32 protein-coding genes, 1 tRNA gene, 1 rRNA gene, 1 other RNA gene and 2 pseudogenes are annotated in these 22,387 nt (G+C 38.9%); 32 read left to right on the forward strand and 5 right to left on the reverse strand.

Annotated elements, in window-relative coordinates; genetic code table 11:
- Positions 1 to 20: 20 nt before the first annotated feature.
- The 3 genes and pseudogenes from rrf to tnpA form a co-directional block, all read left to right on the forward strand.
- Positions 21 to 136, forward strand: a 5S ribosomal RNA gene (gene rrf / locus FGK98_RS00090).
- A gap of 5 nt (positions 137 to 141) precedes the next feature.
- Positions 142 to 215: transfer RNA gene (locus tag FGK98_RS00095), tRNA-Asn, on the forward strand.
- Positions 216 to 403: 188 nt separating this feature from the next.
- Positions 404 to 651, forward strand: a pseudogene (tnpA, locus tag FGK98_RS00100) (IS200/IS605 family transposase); the annotation flags it as partial.
- Between the two features lie 102 nt (positions 652 to 753).
- On the opposite strand, the pseudogene FGK98_RS00105 reads toward tnpA, so the two are convergent.
- Positions 754 to 1,250 (reverse strand): annotated as a pseudogene (locus FGK98_RS00105) (IS630 transposase-related protein); the annotation flags it as partial.
- A gap of 292 nt (positions 1,251 to 1,542) precedes the next feature.
- Between FGK98_RS00105 and comW the strand changes: the two are divergent.
- The 4 genes from comW to ffs all read left to right on the forward strand — a co-directional run bounded on the left by comW (position 1,543) and on the right by ffs (position 4,102).
- Positions 1,543 to 1,776, forward strand: a complete 234-nt coding sequence (gene comW / locus FGK98_RS10015) for a sigma(X)-activator ComW (protein ID WP_138099570.1) — start codon at positions 1,543 to 1,545, stop codon at positions 1,774 to 1,776.
- 244 nt (positions 1,777 to 2,020) lie between these two features.
- Positions 2,021 to 3,307, forward strand: coding sequence for an adenylosuccinate synthase (locus tag FGK98_RS00115; RefSeq protein ID WP_138099571.1), 1,287 nt, complete (start codon positions 2,021 to 2,023; stop codon positions 3,305 to 3,307).
- A 200-nt stretch (positions 3,308 to 3,507) separates the two neighbouring features.
- Positions 3,508 to 3,975 carry a tRNA adenosine(34) deaminase TadA gene (gene tadA / locus FGK98_RS00120; protein WP_138099572.1) on the forward strand — a complete coding sequence of 156 codons (468 nt, stop codon included), beginning with the start codon at positions 3,508 to 3,510 and terminating at the stop codon, positions 3,973 to 3,975.
- Between the two features lie 32 nt (positions 3,976 to 4,007).
- Positions 4,008 to 4,102, forward strand: an RNA gene (gene ffs, locus FGK98_RS00125) — signal recognition particle sRNA small type.
- Between the two features lie 82 nt (positions 4,103 to 4,184).
- Here ffs and FGK98_RS00130 read toward each other — a convergent pair.
- The 4 genes from FGK98_RS00130 to FGK98_RS00145 all read right to left on the reverse strand — a co-directional run bounded on the left by FGK98_RS00130 (position 4,185) and on the right by FGK98_RS00145 (position 7,401).
- Positions 4,185 to 5,327, reverse strand: coding sequence for a tyrosine-type recombinase/integrase (locus tag FGK98_RS00130; RefSeq protein WP_084912050.1), 1,143 nt, complete (start codon positions 5,325 to 5,327; stop codon positions 4,185 to 4,187).
- Positions 5,328 to 5,450: 123 nt separating this feature from the next.
- Positions 5,451 to 6,122, reverse strand: a complete 672-nt coding sequence (locus FGK98_RS00135) for a zinc ribbon domain-containing protein (protein WP_084912048.1) — start codon at positions 6,120 to 6,122, stop codon at positions 5,451 to 5,453.
- A gap of 134 nt (positions 6,123 to 6,256) precedes the next feature.
- Positions 6,257 to 7,015 carry an ImmA/IrrE family metallo-endopeptidase gene (locus FGK98_RS00140; protein ID WP_049493523.1) on the reverse strand — a complete coding sequence of 253 codons (759 nt, stop codon included), beginning with the start codon at positions 7,013 to 7,015 and terminating at the stop codon, positions 6,257 to 6,259.
- 2 nt (positions 7,016 to 7,017) lie between these two features.
- The gene (locus FGK98_RS00145) at positions 7,018 to 7,401 is read right to left on the reverse strand and encodes a helix-turn-helix domain-containing protein (protein WP_049479658.1); all 384 of its coding nucleotides are present in this window, start codon (positions 7,399 to 7,401) and stop codon (positions 7,018 to 7,020) included.
- Between the two features lie 296 nt (positions 7,402 to 7,697).
- On the opposite strand from FGK98_RS00145, the gene FGK98_RS00150 reads away from it, so the two are divergent.
- The 25 genes from FGK98_RS00150 (at position 7,698) to FGK98_RS00265 (ending at position 22,348) form a co-directional block, all read left to right on the forward strand.
- The gene (locus FGK98_RS00150; protein ID WP_001112858.1) at positions 7,698 to 7,889 is read left to right on the forward strand and encodes a DNA-binding protein; all 192 of its coding nucleotides are present in this window, start codon (positions 7,698 to 7,700) and stop codon (positions 7,887 to 7,889) included.
- 74 nt (positions 7,890 to 7,963) lie between these two features.
- Positions 7,964 to 8,236, forward strand: a complete 273-nt coding sequence (locus tag FGK98_RS00155) for a hypothetical protein (RefSeq protein WP_049479657.1) — start codon at positions 7,964 to 7,966, stop codon at positions 8,234 to 8,236.
- On the forward strand, positions 8,233 to 8,427 hold the full coding sequence (locus FGK98_RS00160; RefSeq protein ID WP_049479656.1) for a hypothetical protein: 195 nt from the start codon (positions 8,233 to 8,235) through the stop codon (positions 8,425 to 8,427). The genes FGK98_RS00155 and FGK98_RS00160 overlap by 4 nt, the downstream gene beginning before the upstream one ends.
- The gene (locus tag FGK98_RS00165) at positions 8,424 to 8,657 is read left to right on the forward strand and encodes a hypothetical protein (protein ID WP_138099573.1); all 234 of its coding nucleotides are present in this window, start codon (positions 8,424 to 8,426) and stop codon (positions 8,655 to 8,657) included. Before FGK98_RS00160 ends, FGK98_RS00165 begins: the two co-directional genes overlap by 4 nt.
- Positions 8,639 to 8,869, forward strand: coding sequence for a hypothetical protein (locus tag FGK98_RS00170; protein WP_000252079.1), 231 nt, complete (start codon positions 8,639 to 8,641; stop codon positions 8,867 to 8,869). The genes FGK98_RS00165 and FGK98_RS00170 overlap by 19 nt, the downstream gene beginning before the upstream one ends.
- 13 nt (positions 8,870 to 8,882) lie before the next feature.
- Positions 8,883 to 9,605 (forward strand): HNH endonuclease signature motif containing protein, encoded by a 723-nt coding sequence (locus FGK98_RS00175; protein WP_138099574.1) that lies wholly within the window; start codon positions 8,883 to 8,885, stop codon positions 9,603 to 9,605.
- Positions 9,598 to 10,077 carry a siphovirus Gp157 family protein gene (locus FGK98_RS00180; protein WP_138099575.1) on the forward strand — a complete coding sequence of 160 codons (480 nt, stop codon included), beginning with the start codon at positions 9,598 to 9,600 and terminating at the stop codon, positions 10,075 to 10,077. Before FGK98_RS00175 ends, FGK98_RS00180 begins: the two co-directional genes overlap by 8 nt.
- Positions 10,077 to 10,436 carry a hypothetical protein gene (locus FGK98_RS00185; protein WP_007518727.1) on the forward strand — a complete coding sequence of 120 codons (360 nt, stop codon included), beginning with the start codon at positions 10,077 to 10,079 and terminating at the stop codon, positions 10,434 to 10,436. The genes FGK98_RS00180 and FGK98_RS00185 overlap by 1 nt, the downstream gene beginning before the upstream one ends.
- Positions 10,436 to 10,903 (forward strand): hypothetical protein, encoded by a 468-nt coding sequence (locus FGK98_RS00190; RefSeq protein ID WP_138099576.1) that lies wholly within the window; start codon positions 10,436 to 10,438, stop codon positions 10,901 to 10,903. Before FGK98_RS00185 ends, FGK98_RS00190 begins: the two co-directional genes overlap by 1 nt.
- On the forward strand, positions 10,872 to 12,047 hold the full coding sequence (locus FGK98_RS00195; protein WP_084911788.1) for a DEAD/DEAH box helicase family protein: 1,176 nt from the start codon (positions 10,872 to 10,874) through the stop codon (positions 12,045 to 12,047). The genes FGK98_RS00190 and FGK98_RS00195 overlap by 32 nt, the downstream gene beginning before the upstream one ends.
- A gap of 10 nt (positions 12,048 to 12,057) precedes the next feature.
- Positions 12,058 to 12,273: a hypothetical protein gene (locus FGK98_RS00200; RefSeq protein WP_138099577.1), complete on the forward strand. Its 216-nt coding sequence runs from the start codon at positions 12,058 to 12,060 to the stop codon at positions 12,271 to 12,273.
- Between the two features lie 11 nt (positions 12,274 to 12,284).
- Positions 12,285 to 12,599 carry a hypothetical protein gene (locus FGK98_RS00205; RefSeq protein ID WP_084911785.1) on the forward strand — a complete coding sequence of 105 codons (315 nt, stop codon included), beginning with the start codon at positions 12,285 to 12,287 and terminating at the stop codon, positions 12,597 to 12,599.
- Positions 12,600 to 12,610: 11 nt separating this feature from the next.
- Complete coding sequence (locus FGK98_RS00210; protein WP_132974049.1) at positions 12,611 to 13,321, forward strand: ERF family protein; 711 nt, start codon at positions 12,611 to 12,613, stop codon at positions 13,319 to 13,321.
- Positions 13,321 to 13,611, forward strand: coding sequence for a hypothetical protein (locus FGK98_RS00215; RefSeq protein WP_138099578.1), 291 nt, complete (start codon positions 13,321 to 13,323; stop codon positions 13,609 to 13,611). The genes FGK98_RS00210 and FGK98_RS00215 overlap by 1 nt, the downstream gene beginning before the upstream one ends.
- On the forward strand, positions 13,611 to 14,003 hold the full coding sequence (gene ssb, locus FGK98_RS00220; protein WP_007518739.1) for a single-stranded DNA-binding protein: 393 nt from the start codon (positions 13,611 to 13,613) through the stop codon (positions 14,001 to 14,003). The genes FGK98_RS00215 and ssb overlap by 1 nt, the downstream gene beginning before the upstream one ends.
- Positions 14,004 to 14,014: 11 nt before the next feature.
- A complete protein-coding gene (locus FGK98_RS00225) occupies positions 14,015 to 14,842 on the forward strand; it encodes a bifunctional DNA primase/polymerase (RefSeq protein ID WP_138099579.1) in 828 nt (275 codons plus the stop codon).
- Positions 14,826 to 16,226: a virulence-associated E family protein gene (locus tag FGK98_RS00230; protein WP_132974055.1), complete on the forward strand. Its 1,401-nt coding sequence runs from the start codon at positions 14,826 to 14,828 to the stop codon at positions 16,224 to 16,226. Before FGK98_RS00225 ends, FGK98_RS00230 begins: the two co-directional genes overlap by 17 nt.
- 379 nt (positions 16,227 to 16,605) lie before the next feature.
- Positions 16,606 to 16,761 (forward strand): DUF7204 family protein, encoded by a 156-nt coding sequence (locus FGK98_RS09880; RefSeq protein ID WP_171011090.1) that lies wholly within the window; start codon positions 16,606 to 16,608, stop codon positions 16,759 to 16,761.
- A complete protein-coding gene (locus tag FGK98_RS00235; RefSeq protein WP_049493549.1) occupies positions 16,758 to 17,432 on the forward strand; it encodes a DNA methyltransferase in 675 nt (224 codons plus the stop codon). Before FGK98_RS09880 ends, FGK98_RS00235 begins: the two co-directional genes overlap by 4 nt.
- A 22-nt stretch (positions 17,433 to 17,454) precedes the next feature.
- Positions 17,455 to 17,862: a YopX family protein gene (locus tag FGK98_RS00240; protein ID WP_084911578.1), complete on the forward strand. Its 408-nt coding sequence runs from the start codon at positions 17,455 to 17,457 to the stop codon at positions 17,860 to 17,862.
- A complete protein-coding gene (locus FGK98_RS00245; protein ID WP_049493552.1) occupies positions 17,859 to 18,125 on the forward strand; it encodes a DUF3310 domain-containing protein in 267 nt (88 codons plus the stop codon). The genes FGK98_RS00240 and FGK98_RS00245 overlap by 4 nt, the downstream gene beginning before the upstream one ends.
- Before the next feature lie 129 nt (positions 18,126 to 18,254).
- Positions 18,255 to 18,614, forward strand: a complete 360-nt coding sequence (locus FGK98_RS00250; protein WP_049479278.1) for a DUF1492 domain-containing protein — start codon at positions 18,255 to 18,257, stop codon at positions 18,612 to 18,614.
- Positions 18,615 to 18,953: 339 nt separating this feature from the next.
- Positions 18,954 to 19,451 carry a terminase small subunit gene (locus tag FGK98_RS00255; RefSeq protein WP_084911577.1) on the forward strand — a complete coding sequence of 166 codons (498 nt, stop codon included), beginning with the start codon at positions 18,954 to 18,956 and terminating at the stop codon, positions 19,449 to 19,451.
- Positions 19,435 to 20,775: a terminase gene (locus FGK98_RS00260; protein ID WP_084911575.1), complete on the forward strand. Its 1,341-nt coding sequence runs from the start codon at positions 19,435 to 19,437 to the stop codon at positions 20,773 to 20,775. Before FGK98_RS00255 ends, FGK98_RS00260 begins: the two co-directional genes overlap by 17 nt.
- A 31-nt stretch (positions 20,776 to 20,806) precedes the next feature.
- Positions 20,807 to 22,348: a capsid protein gene (locus tag FGK98_RS00265; protein WP_241993315.1), complete on the forward strand. Its 1,542-nt coding sequence runs from the start codon at positions 20,807 to 20,809 to the stop codon at positions 22,346 to 22,348.
- Positions 22,349 to 22,387 lie beyond the last annotated feature (39 nt).

Genomic DNA, 22,387 nt, shown 5'->3' on the forward strand with positions numbered 1-22,387 from the left:
TGAGTAGGTATTACTCAGAGTTAAGTGACGATAGCCTAGGAGATACACCTGTACCCATGCCGAACACAGCAGTTAAGCCCTAGAACGCCGGAAGTAGTTGGGGGTTGCCCCCTGTGAGATATGGAAGTCGCTTAGCTTTTATCCGCCATAGCTCAGTTGGTAGTAGCGCATGACTGTTAATCATGATGTCGTAGGTTCGAGTCCTACTGGCGGAGTCAGATAAAAAGAACACCTGTGTGGTGTTCTTTTCTTATGTGACTAACTATTAGTCCGTCTCGCTCCGATAGGTGCAAGACAAAAAAACCACCCGCTATGCGGGTGCGCGTCGAAAGTTATACCAAGAAAACTCCAAACGCGATACAATAAAGGTGTTCAAGCCAATTGTAAAGCGAAAGGAGAAAATATGGCACAAAAGGCTCATAGTTTATCGCACACAAAGTGGCACTGTTCTATCACATTGTGTTCATCCCTAAGTATAGACGAAAAGTTATCTATAATCAATATCGAAGTAGTTTAGGCGAAATATTTCATCGCTTGTGTAGTTATAAAGGAGTTGAAATTATCGAGGGTCACTTAATGCCAGACCACATACATATGTTAGTAAGTATTCTACCTAGAATTAGCGTTGCAAGTTTTATGGGATATTTAAAAACCCAATTTGTAAAATTCAGCTAGACAGAAAAAGACTTTATTCAAACTCATTTGGATCAAAATTGGAGTCTTGATGTCATTAAGGGAGTTTATCCAGATAGGATATCTTCTTCCAGATACTTTACCTCTTATTAACTGACCTTTCAATGAGCGGCCATATTCTCGATAAAAATAAGTATTGAATCCTGTTTCGTCAATATAAACAGGTGCTAAGTGCTTTAAACTATTAAAACTTTTAAGAAATAAAGCTACTTTTTCTGTGCCTTGTTCATAGTAGGTGTGGTTCTTTTTTTTCGAGTGTAGCCCATAGCTTTGAGAGCATAGTGGATGGTAGTTGGATGACAGCCAAATTCAGAAGCTATTTCAGTCAAATAAGCGTCTGGATTGTCAGTAAGATAGTTTTTAAGTCTATCTCTATCAACCTTTCTTGGTTTTGTTCCTTTTACTTGATGCTTAAGCTCTCCTGTTTTCTCTTTCAGCTTTAACCAGCCATAAATGGTATTACGTGAGATTTGGAAAACGTGTGATACTTCTGTTATACTACCTGTTCGCTCACAATAGCAGAGAACTTTTTCACGAAAATCTATTGAATATGCCATAATAATATTATACCACATTGTGTACTATTTTTGGTTCATTTTACTATATCAATCACCCTACCAAGTTTTTCTGAGTTACTCGAAAAGTCTAGCTTAATTTGACAATTTAGGTTATGATTTTATAAATGAAGTAAACTTCTCAAAATTCAAAACTTAATTTTTGCATCTATAAATGCCTCTATATTTTATTTTTAGTTCGTTTAGCTTTAAATTCTACTTTTATAGGATTTGAAGCTATTTTAGTCCATATTTTTGGTAGACTAGTGTTAATAATAAGAAAGGGATATTTTATATGCTTCAAAAATTTTATGATCGAGCATTTGTCTTTTTGAAACTTGTTGAACAAGAATATGCTTCTTTAGGTCAGAGTTGTGCTGAATGGGAATCACTTCATCTTCGTTTTTTACTTTATTACTTGATAAGATTTAGAATTACAAATGTTAAGGACTTTTATTTATATCATTTTCAGACGGCATATCGCTTGTATCTTGATAAATTCCTTAAAGAAGGATCTTTCTTAAACTAGTGAAGATCATATATATCATTTATCACGAACAATAAGCAGTATTGAATTTGTGAATTTAAAGATTTTATTTAAAATATAAGGTTTTGATTTTTATAATTCACAGAAATTCCAAATCTTTTCCAGTGTTTCTTCTTGATAAAATAGTGTTTTTTTCTTATAATAAATTGTAAGATATAATTGCAGGTGAGACTCCTGCCATGTATATGAGAAAGGAAGAGCCACACGGCTCAGACAAAGTTTTACTATGACTTCAGTTGTTGTTGTTGGTACCCAGTGGGGTGATGAAGGTAAAGGGAAAATTACAGATTTTCTTTCAGCTAATGCAGAAGTGATTGCTCGTTATCAAGGTGGTGATAATGCTGGTCACACGATTGTGATTGATGGCAAGAAATTTAAGTTACACTTGATTCCATCTGGGATTTTCTTCCCTGAAAAGATTTCTGTCATTGGGAACGGGATGGTTGTAAACCCTAAATCTCTAGTAAAAGAGTTGAGCTATCTTCATGAGGAAGGTGTGACAACTGATAACTTGCGTATTTCGGATCGTGCGCATGTCATTTTGCCATATCATATTGAATTAGACCGTCTACAAGAAGAAGCTAAGGGCGATAATAAAATTGGGACAACTATCAAGGGTATTGGTCCAGCCTATATGGATAAAGCTGCTCGTGTTGGGATTCGTATTGCTGATCTTTTGGATAAGGATATTTTCCGTGAACGCTTGGAACGCAATCTTGCGGAAAAGAATCGTCTGTTTGAAAAATTGTATGACAATACTCCTATTTCAATTGATGATATTTTTGAAGAGTACTATGAATACGGCCAACAAATCAAGCGGTATGTGACAGATACATCCGTTATCTTAAATGATGCGCTTGATAATGGTAAACGTGTGCTTTTTGAAGGTGCGCAAGGTGTTATGTTGGATATTGACCAAGGTACTTATCCATTTGTTACTTCGTCAAACCCTGTCGCTGGTGGTGTGACAATCGGTTCTGGTGTTGGTCCAAGTAAGATTGACAAGGTTGTAGGTGTTTGTAAAGCCTATACGAGTCGTGTAGGGGACGGACCTTTCCCAACTGAATTGTTTGATGAAGTGGGAGAGCGTATCCGTGAAGTAGGTCATGAATACGGTACAACAACTGGCCGTCCACGTCGTGTGGGTTGGTTTGACTCAGTTGTGATGCGCCATAGTCGTCGTGTATCTGGTATTACCAATCTTTCATTGAACTCTGTTGATGTTTTGAGTGGTTTGGATACAGTGAAAATCTGTGTGGCCTATGATCTTGATGGACAACGTATCGACTACTATCCAGCTAGCCTTGAGCAGTTGAAACGTTGCAAGCCTATCTATGAGGAATTGCCAGGTTGGTCAGAAGACATCACTGGAGTCCGTAATTTAGAAGACCTTCCTGAAAATGCACGCAACTATGTTCGTCGTGTAAGTGAGTTGGTTGGTGTTCGCATCTCAACATTCTCAGTAGGTCCTGGTCGTGAACAAACCAATATTTTAGAAAGTGTTTGGTCATAAGAAATTTTTAAGATTAGTTTAAGACAGGTAGGGTATACTATAGACAGTTACAAGAAGACCTCCTAACTTGTTGTAACAAATATCCTAAACTTTTCTTTTTCATAATAATCTCCCTATTAAGTCACCCCATTGGGTGGCTTTTTTTGTCTTGGGAATCATGATATAATAATAGAATCGACAAGTAGGAAAAGGAAAAATTGATGAATTATACAATTGAAGAAAAAGAAAGCTTCATGAGAGAAGCCTTGAAAGAGGCAGAAATTGCTCTAGAACACGATGAAATTCCAATTGGCTGTGTGATTGTCAAGGATGGAGAAATCATTGGTAGGGGGCATAATGCGCGCGAGGAGTTGCAACGGGCGGTTATGCATGCAGAAATCATGGCCATAGAGAATGCGAACGTGAGTGAAGAAAGTTGGCGTCTGCTGGATTGTACCCTTTTTGTGACTATTGAGCCATGTGTTATGTGTAGTGGGGCGATTGGACTTGCCCGTATTCCAAACGTAGTCTATGGGGCTAAAAACCAGAAATTTGGTGCAGCTGGGAGCTTGTACGATATTTTGACAGATGAGCGTCTCAATCATCGTGTAGAGGTTGAAACGGGAGTTTTGGAGAGTGAGTGTGCAGCGATTATGCAGGACTTTTTCCGAAATCGACGGAAAAAATAATTTCTCTTTCAAAACAGAGTGGAATGTGGTATAATAAATAGTGGAGCAACAGTTCTGCGTGAAGCGGGTCAGGGGAGGAATCCAGCAGCCCTAAGCGAGTGTGAATTGTGTGCTCTTTTTTCGTACAATTTAAAAACCCTTTAATATCAACACTTTAAAGGGTTTTTGTTTGTCTTATATGATAAAAAGGGGCAGGCGAGGGGCATAATTTATAGTTTTATCTTTTCTAACTTACTAGATATGTCTGATACCATTTTTTGAGTGACATGGGAATAAATCTCTAGTGTGGTCTTTGAGTCGCTATGTCCTACTCTATCCATGATGGCAGTCAAAGGAATGCCTAGCTCAGCAAGTAGGGATATGTGAGAATGTCTAAATGTATGTGTAGTTATATTTTTTTCTATGCCGATTTTTTGACCATGTCTTTTCAATGCACAAATAACCCTGGCATTTGTTATTGGTTCTCCTAGAGTATTGATGAAAATAAAATCTGTATCAAATCCATTTGTCGCATTCTCTATTATTTGCTTTTTGATAATATCTAACACTTTTTGAGGTGCTGTTATAACCCTATCGGACTTGATTGTCTTTGGTGTAGTTCTCTCTTTTTGTCTGAAATCGTATGTATGCTTGATGTGAATAGTCTTTTTAGAAAAATCTATATCCTCCTTGTAGTTTAAGGCTGCCAGTTCTCCATACCTCATGCCAGTAAGAAAAAGAACTTTAGCTATTCGGATATACTTTGTAATTCGATAATCACATAGGGCCTCGTCTTTTAAATTTTGGATGAATAACTTAAACTCTTTTTGGTCTAAGTATTTTGTGTTTTTCTTCCTGAGTTCGTCGGATGTAATTACTTTTCTAGGCGTTTCAACAAATAGCATTTCATTTGTATCAATATAATTCATTCTGATAGCGAATTTCATTATCTGATTGAGCTTGAACTTGATTTTAGAAACATAGTTATGAGATCTCCCGTCTTGTAATAGTTGATCTATTACTTTTTGTAATAAACGTCTATCAATATTTCTAACTAGGTAGTCGCCCTCTATCTGCTTTAAAATCTCTTTTTTTACATTTTTTGAAGCATAGACTGTTGAATTTTTAACACCGTGTTTCCAATTCTCCTCGAATTCCTCATATAGTTTTTCAAAAGTTATATCAGAAACAAAATGTTGTTTTTCTCCTAACTTTTGTTTTATCTTTTCCTGCAGCAAGATAGCAGCTTGATTTCTTGCCTGGGGAGTTTTCTTCTCCATGGTCACTGAAACTTTTTTTAATTTCTCAGTATATGGATCTTTATACCGCTCAAAAAATTTGTATTTTCCGTTGGGAAGTTCTTCCATCCACATTGCGTTTACCTCACTTTTTTGTTAAAATGGGTATAAGAAAACGACCTTTTGAATGGTTGTTTCTTATACGTAAGTTCCTCACACTCAGAGTCGCCAAACTTTGCGAGTGTGGGGGTTTTTTACTTACGAATTATGAACGATAACGTCCAATGCTCCCATGATTCGCTGAGCGTTCTCGACGGCTTCTTTGTATTCTTTCGAAGTGTTCTTTACTGACTTTCTAATCAAGTCAATAAATACGACTGGTTTAGTGAAGTCATTTGAGGTTACACGGACTGTCATGTTTAAAATTTTAGAAGTTGATTTTCTTTTCGCAACAATACCGCCTGCGACAGCGCCAATCGCACCAAACATAGCGCCTGCAATCAATGCTTGACCAACTCCTCCAGAAACAACAGTTTGATTATTGATAATCAATTCGTACGATACTAAATCCTCGAACGAATACCAATCTGTGTCATTCTTATCTTTCTTGATCAAGGACGGTATCAAAGACAATCCCATCGTTCCCATTGCAAGCCCTGCTTTTACCGAGCCTTTAATTGCTCCTCCGACCAATCCAGAAGAACCTTTTGCTTTTTGAGCTCCATGAATACGATAGGTACGATTATATCTATCAATCTCAAGTGGTCCGACTTTGTCCGTTTTTCTGCTTCGTGGAGCAGGAGATGGAGAAGCCGGTTTATTGACCGGCTGAGGTTGTTCGGTCGGTTCTTGGTTAGCGATAGAATAACCGCAATTTGGACAGAACTTGTAACCCTCTACTGGATTGCCACATTCAGGACAAAATTTCATAATAACCTCCAAAATAATAACTATTTAAAATCCTTTATACTCTTTTTTTCTTATCCATAGCCGACGAGGTTATGGTTTTTTATTTTTCTCAATACCTTGCCACAATGCACCAGCTATCACATCTGCTTTTAACATTACACGTCAATATCATAATATTGTTGTAAGATATTGTTCCCTTGTTTGTATTTTGTAACGAGGTCAATAGCTACTCGTCGTTGCTGTTGATCGTCCAACAAATATTCATCATAGCTCAATATCCGATAATGAACAAAATCAACTAATCGATTAAAAAGGGCGTTATCGCTGATTGTATTTGCTTGTTTAATTTGCTCGTATGAGTGCTTGTTTTTGAGGTGCCAGACCATGCGCTCATTATTGATGTAAAAGAGAGAGGCCATGGTGTTAGCCTCTATTTCTAGCGGATTGCTCTGATAGTTGTTAGCGCAAGCGAGGGCGACCTCATCAGAACGGCCCGTGCTAAAATGGGCTGCAATATGGGCTAATTCATGCAAAATGGTAAAGATAACCCGTCTTTTGATATGTGTTTGATTGATATAAACAAGGTACTTTTCTTTTTCTTTGCTATAAATGGTAAAGCCGTCATTGTGTTTACAGATGATATCATCCAAGTAGGTAACATCTGGATGATTGACAAGCCCTCGATATCTAATGTATTCAGACCCAAGTAGACCGGCTGAAGGAAGCATAGGAAACGGGTCCTTTTCAAAGAAGATAAAATGAAGGTTGTAAGTCTGTTCAAAGTAACGGATAATGTGCTGAAAAGTAACTTGTTCAAGTGGAATATTATTCTGTCGAGAAACTGCTTCGATCACCGGGACGGCGTAATCCCAGTGTTGGATGTACTGTCTACGGGAAATAATTTCTCTAGCCATAATTACCTCCACTTACTGTCATCGTCCATCAGGGTTTTAGCAGTTACCATCAAGCTTTCAATCGCCTTATTAAAACGAACCTTTTCTTCCTCGGTCATGTTCTGGGTCTGATTTCTGAACGCTGCGACAAGTTCAGTCTCAGCTGGACCAAGATATGCATTTTCCTTGTCATCCTTTGCAATAGCAGGATTATCTGTCCGTCCGAGTAAATAATCGGTGGATACGTTGAAGTAGTTAGCAATTTCTGCGATACGCTCAGCATTTGGCGTAGAGTTTTTTATCTTATACAGTGTATTTCTGCCATAACCCAAGTCTTCTTCGACTTGCCCAAGAGCTTTTCCACGCTTTTTTGCTAATTCTTTAATTTTTTCAAATGTCTCAAACATTGTTAAATCAACCTTTCTAAGACATTACAAAAAAATTTAACAAATTTGGTGTAAAAAGATTGACTAATTATCCCAAATGGTGTAAAATGTTTTTTGTAAGTAAGAAATAACTAAAAAAACAACTAAGAAAATAAATTATAAAAATGTTTTGGCGAACGGTATTTATAGATTTATCATTGTTTTTATTATGCTTTCATTTTAGCCAATTTGGTGTGAGTTGTCAAGTGTAATGCAGAAAAATAGTTAAAAATTTAGTTGTTTCTTATTTACATAAAGTGTAAAAAGGAGGAACGCATATGCCAGATATCGCAAACGGTCGTGAAAAGGTTAATGCTTTCTTAAAAGAGAAAGGCATTAAAAAGACAACTCTAGCGGTTGCTTACGGCTTTAAGCGACAGGAAGTAACAAACATTCTAAGTGGGACGACAAAAGGTCCACGAGCGAACAGTTTCATTCTTCAGGTTATTGAAGATTATGGGATTGAGTAGCACAAAAAAGCACCTAACAGAAGTCAGGCGCATATCAAAATAACTAACTGAATTATATCACGAAAGGAGCAAAAATGGAAGCAGTTGAAATTGTAAGAATTAAAGATGTGATCATTGAAAAAGTCTCTGCTAATGATGAAGAATTAGAACACATCTTTGGATGCTCAAAGCGACAAGCGGGAGACATGAGACGCGAGATGAAGAAGCTACCTAGCCAACAGAATCATCTTAGGAATGATGGCCAACTTGTCACGATTAAAGGTTTTGATGCCTACCTGCAATACAGAGGCAGTCGAGATTGGAAAAAAGAAATGGTGAAAAGCAAGAAAATGAGGTCAGTCGGATGAACCTACTAACAAGAATTAAAAACTACTTTTCGGAAGAGGTCGAAGAAACCAATCTGGACTGGAGAGTGGTCGCTCTGGACCTAAATCAATCACTGATTGAAACACAAGAAAAACTTCAAAATGCCAATCAGCGTATTGCTGATCTTGAAAAAATCGTAGCAATCTACAAGGAAAAGGAGAATGTAAAATGATGGAATACATTTACCTGATAACAATCGTAGGAATCGGTCTATGGTCGCTAGTAAATACGCTGGATGACCACGCTGAAATGAAGCAAAAAGAGCGTCAGCAAATAGCTAACAATGTTGCACGTATGAACCTGGAGAAATCAGATAAGCAATTTACTTATGATGTGCAACCTCCGGAAGGACTTGCAAAAAGGTGTAGAAGAAGGAGTTTGAAATGGTCCGAAATAAATTGACAGATTTAACTAATACTCTCTTTGCCCAACTAGAAACATTGGATGATAGGGATCTTACTGCTGATGAATTAAAGACCGAGCTTCAACGATCAAAACAGATGGTCGCAATCTCGGGTCAAATCCTACAAGCTGGCCAGTTGGCGCTAGATGCTGAAAAATTCAAAGACAAGGTAGGTGAAGTCAATGCCCCGATCGCTTTGCTGGAAGGATGAGTACACGGAGTACATGCATGAAATTTGCCATGGTCGATTAACTCCCGAAGTAACCAGGTTACTAAATGAGAAATTTGGGACAAGCTATACCAAGACTCAAATAGGCGGCGTACGCAAACGCCTTGGATTACCAGTTGGGAAAATCTATCAAGGTCGATTGCTGACGAGGGAGCAACATGATTATCTTGTGTCAATTCAAAAAAATAAGATTTCTCGTGATGTCGCAAATGAAATGAACCGAAAATTCGGATTATCACTGACTGAGAAACAGATCAAGAGTTATCGAAGAAATAATAATCTACATAGTGGGTTGACGGGAAGATTCGAGAAAGGTCAAACCCCTCACAATAAGGGGAAGAAGTATCCCAATATGCCAAAAAACAGTGGGCAGTTCAAAAAGGGTAATAGACCTCCGAATTATGTTCCTGTCGGAACTATCAACTACACAACAGATGGGTACCCAAAAGAGAAAATTGGAGAACCTAATCAATGGGTTTTGAAGCATCGCAAGGTCTGGCAGGACAATTTTGGTCCGATACCAAAAGGGCACTCAATCGTTTTCCTGGATGGTGACAAAACAAACTATGATATTTCAAACCTGGCATGTTTATCTAAAAACGAAATTGCTAGAATGAATCAAAATCATCTATTTACGTCCAACGCTGATTTGACTAAATCTGGTATTGGACTAACAAAACTTACAAACAAAATTAGAGAGGTAGAAAAAAATGGCTAGTTTATACGAACTAACAGGGATTTTTAAACAAATTAATGACATGGAAGGGCTAGACGAAGAAACAAAAGCTGATACCTTGGATTCGATTGATTGGACTGATCAGTTCGAGGAGAAAGTCGAAAATACGGTCAAGGTTATCAAAAATAAAGAAGCTGATAAGAAACAGCTCAAAGAAGAGATTGATCGTCTGACTGCACGATGCAAGTCAATTGAAAATGACATCACGCGGCTTAAAACTGGCTTACAAGGAGCTTTTGAAATTACCGGACATGACAAGGTTAAGGGGTTACTTTTTACCGTTTATTTGGCAAAAAATCAACCTTCAGTAGTTGTTGATGAGGATCAGCTGCCTAAGAAATATTTTGTAATTACAAAAAAACCTGACAAAAATGCTATCAAGGAATTGCTGAATGCAGGTAAGAAAGTCAAGGGTGCTACCTTGCAAGAAAGTAGAAGTTTGAGGATTAAGTAATGGAATTGATGAATAAAACACGAGTAACAGATTCACTAGCAGTTGTGATTGGACCGGAATCAATTGAAGTACTTGTTACTGAAGGATTTCTATTTGATGTTGCGATTCGTTTTGTGAAGGTGGATGAAACAAATCTTGATCAGGGAAATGAAAAACCGGTATTTACTCCGGAGTACAAACTGGTCACAGTCGCTAAATACAAGGAAAAACCTATTTTTGAATCCGAGGAAGATATTCGGAGATTCGAAAAACAAGCAAAAGAAATTAAGGCGCTATTTGCCTTTGCAAAAGTTAACAAACAAAATTGGTTTAACACGGCCCTTTATCCAGGAGTGCTGACTGAGAAAGTTGGTGTCTGATGAAAATTTTAGCTATTGATCCAGGTAGTGCCAAAGCGGCAAAAAGTACGCATGGGATCGTACTATTGGATAATGCAAAGTTAGTTGATCATTGGGTTGTACCATCAGCCAAAATCGAGAGTACGCGCAAGTGGTTTGAAGAAGTGGGCCGATTTTTAAAACCTGATATCGTAGTCATTGAAAAGTTCGAAGCGCGTGACAATGATAAATCAAAGGATAATTCGGTTCTTGAGAATATCGCCTTGCTTCAAATTCTTTTTCCTGGCTCTGTTCTCCAGCGAAATGCTGGCTATCAGACAGATATACCCAACGACTTATTAAAAGCTTTAGGGCTGTGGACCTTTGACAAGAGTCATCACAACGATGTGAGGGCCGCAGCAAGGCTCGGGCTCTTCTATGCCCAACGTAATGACATCGAGGAGGTGATTGTAGACATTGGCAATCGAATTACGCAAATGGCAAGCTGAAGCAGTTAAACGAAGCGACCGTAATTGCCCTGGGATTTTCCTTGAGGCATACGGGGGGCGTGGTAAGACCATCTGTGCTTTTGAAATAGCAAAGCACAAAGGAGCAAAAAAGGTCCTGGTTATCAATAATCGGTTGGCCATTCTGGATGGCTGGAGTAGTACCTATCAAAATTTAGGCTATAATACTGATTTTGAATTAGAAACCATGACGGACCGCAGATTGCAGAACAGACTTGCAAGCGGTGAGTCTATTGAGTGCGATGTGTTCATTATTGACGAGTGGCAGAATATGTCTAGCGATTCCAACGTGAAGGCCTATCGCAAGGTCAAACGTGGCTATACAGTTGGACTATCTGCAACCCCGATCAGGAAGAAGGGGCAAAACTTCTATCCGCTTGAAAAAACATTTTTTGGAATGGCTGATCCTAATCAAAGGGAAAACTGGCAACTAGCTCACGGCAAGATGAAGTATTCCAAGTTCAGCTATTCTAAGCAAGAGTGGGATGACTTCCGAGATTATGAAAGCTATGTAAGTAATCTGCCCAACTTCTTCCGCTGGGAAGAAGTAGAAACTATTGAGGAAGCCGAAGAAAACAACGGATTTGAGGTTGTCTTTGAACCTATCTGGTGTCTAACAGCTAACCCGAACGAATTGGAACAATTTAGGAAATTGAATATTGTTGGAAAAGATGGTAAGTACGCCATGGCCAAACAAACATTTGGTCGAAAGACTTTTGAACGATATTTAATCCAGACAGGATTTGAGGTTGACTTTCCGAAGTTGAAGGCTGTCAATGCAGATACTCCAATGCTACTTCAATTGGATCTTCTACTAGCAAGTAGGACAGAAATGTTGATAGTTAGCAAATCCAAGCAGATTGTAGAGGTCATCAGAGAGCGGCACCCGGAAATTGGTATTTGGACTGGAGACAAGAAGGACTCTCTTGAACAGACAAATGTGGTTGCTACAAGCCAGGTTTTGGGTGTAGGAGTTGATGGCCTTCAGCATAAATTTAAAACTATTGTGGTCTTAGACCCCGTTAATCCATCTGATGGAGATTATGACGATTATCGCCAACTTTTATGGCGAGTAACAGGCAGCCGTCAACAACATGATGTGCGTGTCATTGAATTTTATTTTTAAGGAGAAACAAATGCGAATTAAAAAAAATATCAGTCAATACCGAAGAGATTTCACAGCAGAATATGAATGTGAACATTGTGGCTTCATGAAAACTAATAGCGGATATGATGACGCAAACTTTCATAATAACGTGGTCCCAAATATGGAATGCGAGAAATGTGGAAAGAAAGCAGATTCTAATTACAGACCTCTTGCTCCAAAATACCCAGAAGATTATCAAATTTAAGGAGAATCAAAATGAAACTTTCAAGTGATTATATTGTAATGCGTGACAAACAAAGCGGGCACTTTTTAAATGAACTCAAGAACAATCGTTCTTCATTAGCTACCAAGGCCAGTTTTGTAGACGATATTCGAGGTGCTCTTACAATGCCATACAATTCTTATCTCGAACAGAAAACAGCGGTAAAATCATTGGCCAAAGTACACGGATTGGAGATTATTCGGGTTAAGGCTACATTTGAACTTACTTATCCAAATGGTGGCGATGTTCAAAAAATCGAGCGTCAAAATACTAAGCCTGATTTGTTTGATCTATTGAGAAGTTTATAAAGGGGAACTGTATGGTAACAAAACAACAATCCCCAATCTTTGTCACTTTACAGAGCATCCAGCAGAGTTTAGTTGCTCCCAAAGGACAGTATAACAGTTTTGGGAAGTACAGCTATCGAAGCGCAGAGGACATCTTAGAAGCGCTGAAGCCAATACTGAAGGAACATGATGCGGTATTGGTTTTACAAGATGGAATTGTACAAATCGGTGACAGGTACTATGTTGAAGCAACTGCGACTCTTTATGCGGTTGGTGAAACTATTGGGACTACAGCCTATGCTAGAGAAGATGATAGCAAAAAAGGGATGGATGGTAGTCAAGTTACAGGTGCTGCATCCAGCTACGCCCGAAAATACGCCCTAAACGGACTTTTTATGATCGATGACAATAAGGATCCTGATACGGATGAATATCATAATCAGAATAGCCAAGCAGGCCGTACGTCGCAAAAACCAGCTCAAAAACCAAATAGCCAGCAAGAGCAACCGGCCAATGCTCCAGCTAAAAGTAACGGAGCCAAAACTATTACGGGAGCACAGGCTAAAGCTATTCGGACAGAACTCAAAAATATGGCTGAAGCTACAGGGAGTCCTGCTGCAACAATTGGAAAATGGTTCATCGATAAAATGGGTGTTGATAAACCTGAAAGCATTCCAGCTGATCGATTGAAGGAAGCTCAGAAGATTATCGCAGATGCGAAGAAAGCGAGAGGCATTGAGTAATGGGATATACGGAACTGGGGCGCAAACGTCCGATTGAATTACAGATTGCTTATTATGATAAGATCCTAGTTTATCAGCATCAAGGTGAGATTTGGGGTGTATGTTATAAGCACGGAGAAATTGATTGTGTTTACAACTACACTAAGAACGATTTCTTTTGGCTTGAAATTTCAGATATGTCCTTAAAAGAAATTGTTACTAAAATTATCAAGCCTTTGAAGAGAAATAACCCTGGATTATACTCATTTCATGAGAGTACGTTCAGTAGAATTTTGGAGGTAATAAAATAATGATTAACAATGCTGTACTTGTAGGGCGCATGACCCGTGATGCTGAACTCCGCTATACACCGCAAAATGTAGCAGTTGCGACTTTTACTCTTGCAGTAAACCGTACATTCAAGAGTCAAAATGGCGAACGCGAGGCTGACTTTATCAACTGCGTTATGTGGCGCCAACAAGCCGAAAATCTTGCAAACTGGGCTAAAAAAGGCTCACTTATCGGGGTGACAGGCCGTATTCAGACTCGTAGTTACGATAACCAGCAAGGACAACGTGTCTACGTGACAGAGGTCGTGGCTGAGAATTTCCAAATGTTGGAAAGTCGTAATCAACAAAGTTCGAATGATACATTTGGGAATGACAATCCGATGGATATTCAAGACGACGATTTACCATTCTAAGGAGTTACTAAATGGGAATGAAAGAACATGCCTTGGCTTATCAAAAAAAAGGATTTTCGGTTATTCCTATTAGTCCTTCGAATAAGCAACCGATGATCAAATTTGCTGATAAACCAGCTATGACTGCGCAAGAAATTGAGGATTTTTGGAGTCAGTATCCGGATAGCAACATTGCTGTTCGGACTGATAAATTCTTCGTAATCGATATTGACTTACACGGTAAGCATAACGGATACGAGAGCTTGGCCAATTGGGAACATCTGAACTTGATAACTCCAACGCTGCAGGCAAGAACTGCAAGTGGTGGCAAACATATCTTTTACTTTAAGCATCCAGATGTAAATATGACTCAAATGATAGGCTTTCTACCTGGAGTCGATATCAAGGCGCATCCAAACAACTATGTTTTAGTTGCTCCATCTAAGACCCCAAAAGGAGAATATGCCTGGGACTTAGAAAAATCTAAAGAGGGTGGCACTATGGTCACGGCTAGTCGATCTCTTGTAATGGCCATCAAGAAGGAATACAACAAAAAGAACTCTGGTAGCGATCTGGATAATATCTACTATCAAATCAGCAAAGGTGCTGGTAAACGAAACAGGACAACCGAATTATTTGAAATGGTTGTCCTAGGGTTTGGTGATGAAGGTAGCAGAAATGACACTCTTGCAAAATTTGTAGGGGGGCTCTTGAGCAGATCAGTAGAACCGAACTGTATACTGCAACTAGCAGAAACAGCCAATAACAATTCGGTAGAGCCTCTTAGTCACAAAGAATTAAGTAGGACTGTCGAATCGATGATCAAGAAACACATGAGGGGGGGTGGCCATAATAGGTGATGTTACGAATATTTCAATCAAGCAATTTTCGCGCAGAAAGAAAAAAATCTTAAACGAAGAAGGTGAACAGATTGAGATTGAATCTATTGTGGCTGACAGTCCCAGAAATGTTTTGCTTGCAATGAAGAGCGATAACAAGCTAAACGACTTTCTCAGGCACAATGAATTTACTGGTGAACACGAAATCGTGGAGGATGTCAAACTGGATGCTATCCAGTTGAGAAAGGGTCAGCTACCTTCAGCCTTTGAATCCTACCTAAGCGTATATTTGGAGAATCACTTCAAGACAGTTTTCAAGGCTGGAGCATTAAGGGATGGTATTGAAGCATTTTTTGCAGAAAAGACCTACAATCCGGTTAAAGAATATATGGAAAATGCTTATGAGTCATGGGATCATAAAGAACGACTTGCCCAGGTATTTCAAACTTGGTTGGGTGCTGAGGACAGTATCTATGTCCAGAGAATAGCTGTAATGTTCTTTGTTGGGGCAGTCTCTAAGGTTTTTAATCCATGGGTTAAATTTGACTACACACTGGATCTTGTCGGTGGCCAAGGTGCTGGTAAGACCACTTTCTTGCAAAAAATAGCCGTCGATTGGTATACAGATTCAGCTAAGGATTTTATGGACAAAGATAACTATGAGATTATGCTGAAATCGCTGATCGTCAATGACGACGAGATGGTCGCTTCCAGAAAGACTACTTTTGACGAACTCAAGGCTTTTGTGACCAAGACGGAACTTTCCTTCCGTCGGTCCTATGGTCGCAGATCTGAGAAATTTCCGAAAAACTTTGTTATTGCTAGAACTAGTAATAAAATCGAATACCTGGGTGACAAAACTGGTGAGCGGCGCTTTCTGCCTGTTCTGGTGGATGCAGGCCAGCAGTTTGTAAAACCTTTTGATATGACAGAGAATGATGTGCTCCAGCTTTGGGGTGAAGCAGTGGCTATCTACAAAAAAGGATTTATGCTTACCTTTGATGATGAGTTCGAAAATGAGCTTGCGGTCTATAAGGAGCGATTCACTTATAAAGATGAGGCAGAATCACAGGTCTATGATTATCTTGAAATGCTTGTTCCAGAAGAGTGGGAAGACTTTTCAGTTTCTCAGCAATATCAATACACCTGGTGCTACTTTAATGACGGTAGCTATCGCAATGAGTCCGGCCTGATATATGAAGGTGTGAAGCTTCAATCGAGTGTGTCTGCCAAACAGATATTAAAGAATGTCTTTGATATCGATAGCGCGAGAGGTGAAAAGATTGCTAGGAAGATCAAGTTGATTATGGACAATAATCAGGATTGGGAATACAAAATAAAGAAGGTTAAAGGGAAGACACTACGTGCATATTTTAGAAAAAATATACAAACAGAAGTGATGTAACCTTAGTGAAAATGATGTAACCTTTTAGGCAAAAAATGATCAAAAATCGTGCTTCGGTTACATCAGGTTACATCATTGATGTAACCGCAAGAAAAGTCAGTTATATCAATGGTTTGAGTGCTGTTTTTGATAAAATTTTAAAAAAAGTGATGTAACCCTCCTAAACCGTTGATACTACTGATGTTTTAGGGTGTATATTAGTAAGGTTACATCATTTATATAAAATATTTAATAAGTAAAAATAGCAAGTGCTATAAACGTTGATATAACAGCATTCTTGTTTTTTATAAAATATGTTTTTTGAAAAGTGATGTAACCTGTAACCGTGTAAAAAGTATTCACGAAATAAAAATATTTTTTAATAAGTATAGGAGAAGAAATGTCATACACAGTAACATTATTTTTTGACAACATGGTAGACGAAACTCACTTCTTTAAGAAAGTGGGTGATGCTACCAAATGCAAGGCTCAGCTAGAAAGCAAGTATCGAGGGAATCGAATGTATAAAGTTAAGATGGATGAGGTGAGAACTTGAAATTATTTCTCAACGAAGATTGTATGGATGTCATGAAAAGATATCCTGATAACTATTTTGATTTAGCTATTGTAGATCCACCATATTTTTCTGGTCCAGAACAAAGAAAATTTTATGGGAACAAAATCAGTCCGATTGGTGTCAATAGACTTTATGGTAAAACATCAGAGTGGAAAATTCCAAATAGAGATTATTTTGATGAGTTATTTAGAGTTTCAAAAAATCAAATCATTTGGGGTGTGAACTACTTCAACTATTCTTTTGGTTCTGGCCGTATCGTTTGGGATAAAGTTAATGGCCAGTCAAGTTTCTCAGATTGCGAGCTAGCATACTGCAGTTTGCATGATAGCACGCGACTATTTCGCTATATGTGGAATGGCATGATGCAAGGAAAGTCAATATCCGAAGGTCATATCCAGCAAGGAAACAAGGCTTTGAATGAGGTTAGAATTCATCCAACCCAAAAACCCATCAATCTTTATTTCTGGTTGCTGCAAAACTACGCAAAAGCCGGAGATAAGATTCTTGATACTCATGTCGGTTCAGCAAGTAGCTTGATTGCTTGTCAGGAGTTAGGTTTTGAATATGTTGGTTGTGAGCTTGACAAAGACATCTTCAACCTTGCTCAACAGAGACTCAATGACTATGAAAAACAAATAAAATTACTTTAGAAGATGAAAAGGAGGATTTGGTATGGTACCAAAATTTAGAGCGTGGGATACCACAAATAAAGAGATATTTAAAGATACTTTCGCAATAACAGAAAGCGGACAAGTTGTAGTAGTTGATCAATCCTCTGTCTTTGTTAGTCCAGATTATGTTTTCGTTGACAATCTAGTCATCATGCAATCAACAGGTCTTTTTGACAGAAATAACAAGGAAATCTTTGAGGGGGATATTATTACAAATGGTAAAGATGTTATGTGTATGAAGAGACATAACACGCTAGGCTTTTACGTAGAACAAAAAGGCAAGGTTGAATTTATTGCAGATAGTGCAGTTTTAGAAGAATTTGAAGAGGATGCTAAAGAGATTGCTGATATCCTCGAAATCATCGGCAACATCTACGAGAATCCAGAACTTTTGGAGGCTATCAAATGAACCCAGAAATAATTGATAACGTAAATAAACCAAGCCACTATCAAGGTAGATACGGTATGGAGTCTATCGATGCTTTAAGAAACTTCATGACACCAGAACAATTAAAGGGTTTTTATCTCGGAAATGCCTTGAAGTATCAACTGCGATTTCAGAAGAAAAACGGTCTTGAGGATTTGAAAAAGGCACGTAAGAACCTTGAATGGCTTATTGAGGAGATAGAGAACGAGCAGGCACAATTGAGGAAAAACCATTGTAGAACATAGATGATAATGGCATTAAAAAAAGCCAAGACACTCTCTGCCTCAGCTATAATTAACACACTATTATTATATCATAAAAGGAGATAGAGAGTGAAGGCTAAAGAGCTTTTAAGCGAATTGCAGAACCTTGACATGGATATCCAAAGTCGTATTGACGAAATCAACGAACTTGAGGCTGGCCTGCTCTCAAGTCCAAAGTGGGCCGAAGCTAAAGTAAAAGGTGGGCAGACAAGAAAGATTGATGATGTATATGCTCAGTTGATCACGATGAAGGATGAAATCGAGAAGGACACTAATGTTGTTATCAATCGTAAAATGGAATTAGGGCGGATGATTAACAAGCTGACAAATCCTAAGCACAGAACAATCCTGAGAATGACTTATATCAATAAAGGTACAGCTGATAGTATTTGTTATGACTTGAAAATGAGCCGTACAACCTATTACAGATTAAAGAATGAGGCAATTTTAGCCCTAGAAGAAGTTATCTGATGTCATAAGTTCAAAATGGGACTATTTGGGACGGCGCGGTTCTAAAAATCTGTTAAAATGGTAGTATCAAGAATTAAGGGGTGAGCGTCAATATATCACCCATTAACTTACAAATGGTTGCGGAGCGACTAGACCTTGCATGATTGCGTAGCTACTTATATCCTAGGTAAGTTATAAGCTAGAGGGTTTGATTCCCTCAGAGGTTTTAAATGACTACAAAAAATAAAAAAAGGAAAACTTCAAATTGATTTCTAATTAACACGCAAGGTAGTAGTCGCCTTGCATTAAGTCACTCATCGAGTGGCTTTTTTTAATTATTAAAAAGGTGGTGATGGAAAATTGAATGAAAGACAAAGACGATTCGCAGATGAGTACATCATCAGCGGGAATGCAACAGATGCAGCTATTAAGGCAGGGTATAGTGAAAAGACTGCTAGAAGTCAAGGACAAAGATTGTTGACAAAAGTTGACATTTCTGAATATATCAAAAAAAGAATGGATGAGATTCAGGATGAAAAAATCCTGACTCAAAAACAAATTCTTGTGATGTTGTCAGAGATTGCATCAGGTCAGGCAAAAGAGACAATTGTGGTCACGACAAAAGTAGCTGAGTTGATGACTGATCCCGTGACTGGTAAGTCTGTAAAAGTCTACAATGAAATCCCTCAACTTGTCGAATATCCAACAAAGAACAGCGATAGGAACAAAGCTTTGGAGTTACTAGGGAAACGACATCAAATGTGGACTGATAAAGTAGACATCAATGCAACGGTTACCGAGACTAAGAAGTTTGACGATATCGTCAGTCAGTTGGGCGGTGATGGACTTGACGAATAGCTTCCCTTTATCTCAAAAGTACATCGACTTTTGCAACAGCTTTAATAATGTTGATGCTGACTTTTTGGAAGGTACAACGGCAGCTGGAAAAACAACGGTTGGTGTTGGTGTCAAGTTTATGCGAGCGGTCAGCAAAAGTTCGAAGAAGTTTCACATCATTGCAGCAAAGACAGTTGGTGTAGCTGAAAAGAATATCATCAATCAGGATAACGGAATTTTAGACATCCATAAAACAGCCGTCTACTGTGGTAATGGTGATAAAGATTCGAAGATTCCTCACATCAAGTTTGAGGGGAAAATTATTTATGTACTGGGATATGACAACAAGGAAAAATGGAAGCTGGTTCTTGGTGGACAGTATGGATGTGTCTATATTGATGAGGTCAACACGGCTGACATTGAGTTTGTTCGTGAGTTGTCCACACGTAATGATTATTTGATGGCAACGCTCAATCCGGATAATCCTGATTTACCGGTCTACAAAGAATTTATTAACAAGGCACGGCCGTATAAAAAGTACGCAGGCGATGTGCCGGAAGAAATTATGCGAGACCTATCAGAACCAGCTAACCCTAAATGGCGTTACTGGTTTTTTACGTTTAATGACAACCTATCACTAACACCAGAAGCCATCCAGAAGAAAAAGGATGCTGCACCAGTTGGGACTAAGCTCTACAAAAATAAAATACTTGGCCTACGTGGCCGAGCAACAGGAATTGTCTTCGTTAACTTTGATAGTAAAAGACATGTGTTGAGTAAGTCTTTTGTAAAGAATACGGTCACGTTCCAGCGGTTCACAGCTGGACTAGATACAGCTTACTCAGCAAGTAGTCCGGATACAATTGCAATGATTTTCCAAGGGATATCAGATGACGGAAAGTTATACACGCTGGATGAGGAAGTCTATAACAACGCTGAGCTTGATGTACCGATTGCACCATCTGATACGGTGGTCAAGTTTATCAATTTCCTAGAGCGCAACCGTGGTGAATGGGGGCTGGCGCGTGATGTATTTGTTGATAGTGCGGACCAAGCAACAATTACAGAATTAAACAAATACAAGCGACAATACGGCTGTCTGTATATCTTTAACAATGCTTATAAGAAAACTAAGATTATTGACCGGATCAACTTCCAAATTGGTTGGTTAGCTCAAGGTTGCTACTATGTGTTAAGTCATTGTACGAATCATATCAAAGAGCTAAACACGTATGCGTGGAAAGAAGGAAAAGATGAGCCAGAAGATGCAAACGATCATACAATCAATGCGAATCAGTATGCATGGTTGCCATACAGGAAGATAATCGGAAGAAAGGAAAAATAAAGTGGGAATAATGGATATGATCAGAAGGAGTATGAGAAGCTTTCTCAAACTGGAACAGGCACAGCCAAATGTCATCACAATTACAGAGGCAATGACGTTTGAAGATAATGCAGCAAAGAACCAAATTTGGTATCGCGGTGACTCATACGAACTGGACCAGCTCTACAAGCAATTACCACATAGCAACATCAACTTTTGGGGAGCGACAAGTACTCCTGGGCAAGAAATTAGAAAGATTCACACAGGAATACCTGGTCTCATCGTTGATAGGTTGGTAGATATCACGCTGCACGATATGAATGATTTAGACTTTGCCGAGGAAACGCAAGGAGATTTGTGGGAAGAGATTGCTGAAGATAGCAACTTCCACGATCAACTGCAGGAGGCGATTAAAGATAGTCTTGTGATGGGTGATGGTGCTTTTCGTATTTCATTTGATCCGGAACTTACAGCATTGCCTATTGTTGAATGGGTTGGTGGAGATAGAATTGAAAGCATCTACAACCGTGGAAGATTGAAAGAAGTTATTTTCCGCACGCACTTCACAGAACACAGACGGAGCTATTTGCTCGAGGAAATCTACGGATATGGCTCATTAACTTATAAGCTCTACAGGGGCGAAACTGAGCTAGATATGAGCGCGACAGAGTACACCGCTAACCTTGTCGATGTGGAGTTCGATAAATCTGTTATCTTGTGCTTGCCGTTTAAGATTTACACGTCACCTAAAGTAAAAGGCCGTGGTCAATCTATCTATGATCGTAAGACAGATGCCTTTGATAGCTTGGATGAGTCTTGGAGTCAGTGGATGGATGCTCTTCGTTCTGGACGATCACGAGAGTATATTCCTGAGAACTTACTTCCCAGAGATCCCTACACAGGCGAAATTAGTAAGGGCAATCCTTTTGACCATCGCTTTATTAAGGTTGAGACAGCAATGGGCGAGGATGCAAAGAACACAATCACATTGCAACAAGCTAATATCCCGCACGAAAGTTATTTGAGTACATACGTGACTGCGCTTGATTTAGCTTTACAAGGTATCATTAGCCCATCAACACTCGGTATCGATGTCAAGAAGCTAGATAATGCTGAGGCACAACGTGAGAAAGAAAAGGCAACTCTCTATACTCGCAATGCTATTGTGACAGCTCTGCAAGATTACCTGCCAAAGTTAATTAGTATGGTTTTGAATGCTGATAGTGTGCTTAAGAAAAACCCGCTACAGAAAGTCAAGGTCGACGTGCCGTTTGGTGAGTATGCTAACCCTAGTTTTGAATCACAGGTTGAGACAGTTTCTAAGGCTAAGACAGGTGGTATCATGTCGATTGAAGCGAGCGTTGAGGAATTATACGGTGACTCAAAAGACCAGGAATGGAAAGACCAGGAAGTGGCAAGAATCAAAGTGGAGCAAGGTGTGACAGAAGTCAACGTGCCATCATTGAATGAAGTTGCTAACGATTTTGAGATAGAGAAGGAGGCTGAAGATGCTGAAGACGGTGACGATAGGACAGAGGATCTATCACATGAGTCAGAAGGAAGCGCAGGGACTTCTACAGATAGCGAGCGATAATGTAGAGTTCGGTATCTATGCTGTTGAGAAGAACAACAA

It is taken from the genome of Streptococcus australis, from assembly GCF_901543175.1.
In the GTDB taxonomy this organism is placed as follows: domain Bacteria; phylum Bacillota; class Bacilli; order Lactobacillales; family Streptococcaceae; genus Streptococcus; species Streptococcus australis_A.

What these genes read in the sequence shown, in the direction of transcription:
- comW (WP_138099570.1), top strand. Translation starts at nt 1,543, where the DNA reads ATGCTTCAAAAATTTTATGATCGAGCATTTGTCTTTTTGAAACTTGTT.
- FGK98_RS00115 (WP_138099571.1), top strand. Translation starts at nt 2,021, where the DNA reads ATGACTTCAGTTGTTGTTGTTGGTACCCAGTGGGGTGATGAAGGTAAA.
- tadA (WP_138099572.1), top strand. Translation starts at nt 3,508, where the DNA reads ATGAATTATACAATTGAAGAAAAAGAAAGCTTCATGAGAGAAGCCTTG.
- FGK98_RS00130 (WP_084912050.1), bottom strand. Translation starts at nt 5,327, where the DNA reads ATGTGGATGGAAGAACTTCCCAACGGAAAATACAAATTTTTTGAGCGG.
- FGK98_RS00135 (WP_084912048.1), bottom strand. Translation starts at nt 6,122, where the DNA reads ATGAAATTTTGTCCTGAATGTGGCAATCCAGTAGAGGGTTACAAGTTC.
- FGK98_RS00140 (WP_049493523.1), bottom strand. Translation starts at nt 7,015, where the DNA reads ATGGCTAGAGAAATTATTTCCCGTAGACAGTACATCCAACACTGGGAT.
- FGK98_RS00145 (WP_049479658.1), bottom strand. Translation starts at nt 7,401, where the DNA reads ATGTTTGAGACATTTGAAAAAATTAAAGAATTAGCAAAAAAGCGTGGA.
- FGK98_RS00150 (WP_001112858.1), top strand. Translation starts at nt 7,698, where the DNA reads ATGCCAGATATCGCAAACGGTCGTGAAAAGGTTAATGCTTTCTTAAAA.
- FGK98_RS00155 (WP_049479657.1), top strand. Translation starts at nt 7,964, where the DNA reads ATGGAAGCAGTTGAAATTGTAAGAATTAAAGATGTGATCATTGAAAAA.
- FGK98_RS00160 (WP_049479656.1), top strand. Translation starts at nt 8,233, where the DNA reads ATGAACCTACTAACAAGAATTAAAAACTACTTTTCGGAAGAGGTCGAA.
- FGK98_RS00165 (WP_138099573.1), top strand. Translation starts at nt 8,424, where the DNA reads ATGATGGAATACATTTACCTGATAACAATCGTAGGAATCGGTCTATGG.
- FGK98_RS00170 (WP_000252079.1), top strand. Translation starts at nt 8,639, where the DNA reads ATGGTCCGAAATAAATTGACAGATTTAACTAATACTCTCTTTGCCCAA.
- FGK98_RS00175 (WP_138099574.1), top strand. Translation starts at nt 8,883, where the DNA reads ATGCATGAAATTTGCCATGGTCGATTAACTCCCGAAGTAACCAGGTTA.
- FGK98_RS00180 (WP_138099575.1), top strand. Translation starts at nt 9,598, where the DNA reads ATGGCTAGTTTATACGAACTAACAGGGATTTTTAAACAAATTAATGAC.
- FGK98_RS00185 (WP_007518727.1), top strand. Translation starts at nt 10,077, where the DNA reads ATGGAATTGATGAATAAAACACGAGTAACAGATTCACTAGCAGTTGTG.
- FGK98_RS00190 (WP_138099576.1), top strand. Translation starts at nt 10,436, where the DNA reads ATGAAAATTTTAGCTATTGATCCAGGTAGTGCCAAAGCGGCAAAAAGT.
- FGK98_RS00200 (WP_138099577.1), top strand. Translation starts at nt 12,058, where the DNA reads ATGCGAATTAAAAAAAATATCAGTCAATACCGAAGAGATTTCACAGCA.
- FGK98_RS00205 (WP_084911785.1), top strand. Translation starts at nt 12,285, where the DNA reads ATGAAACTTTCAAGTGATTATATTGTAATGCGTGACAAACAAAGCGGG.
- FGK98_RS00210 (WP_132974049.1), top strand. Translation starts at nt 12,611, where the DNA reads ATGGTAACAAAACAACAATCCCCAATCTTTGTCACTTTACAGAGCATC.
- FGK98_RS00215 (WP_138099578.1), top strand. Translation starts at nt 13,321, where the DNA reads ATGGGATATACGGAACTGGGGCGCAAACGTCCGATTGAATTACAGATT.
- ssb (WP_007518739.1), top strand. Translation starts at nt 13,611, where the DNA reads ATGATTAACAATGCTGTACTTGTAGGGCGCATGACCCGTGATGCTGAA.
- FGK98_RS00225 (WP_138099579.1), top strand. Translation starts at nt 14,015, where the DNA reads ATGGGAATGAAAGAACATGCCTTGGCTTATCAAAAAAAAGGATTTTCG.
- FGK98_RS09880 (WP_171011090.1), top strand. Translation starts at nt 16,606, where the DNA reads ATGTCATACACAGTAACATTATTTTTTGACAACATGGTAGACGAAACT.
- FGK98_RS00240 (WP_084911578.1), top strand. Translation starts at nt 17,455, where the DNA reads ATGGTACCAAAATTTAGAGCGTGGGATACCACAAATAAAGAGATATTT.
- FGK98_RS00245 (WP_049493552.1), top strand. Translation starts at nt 17,859, where the DNA reads ATGAACCCAGAAATAATTGATAACGTAAATAAACCAAGCCACTATCAA.
- FGK98_RS00250 (WP_049479278.1), top strand. Translation starts at nt 18,255, where the DNA reads ATGGATATCCAAAGTCGTATTGACGAAATCAACGAACTTGAGGCTGGC.
- FGK98_RS00260 (WP_084911575.1), top strand. Translation starts at nt 19,435, where the DNA reads ATGGACTTGACGAATAGCTTCCCTTTATCTCAAAAGTACATCGACTTT.
- FGK98_RS00265 (WP_241993315.1), top strand. Translation starts at nt 20,807, where the DNA reads ATGAGAAGCTTTCTCAAACTGGAACAGGCACAGCCAAATGTCATCACA.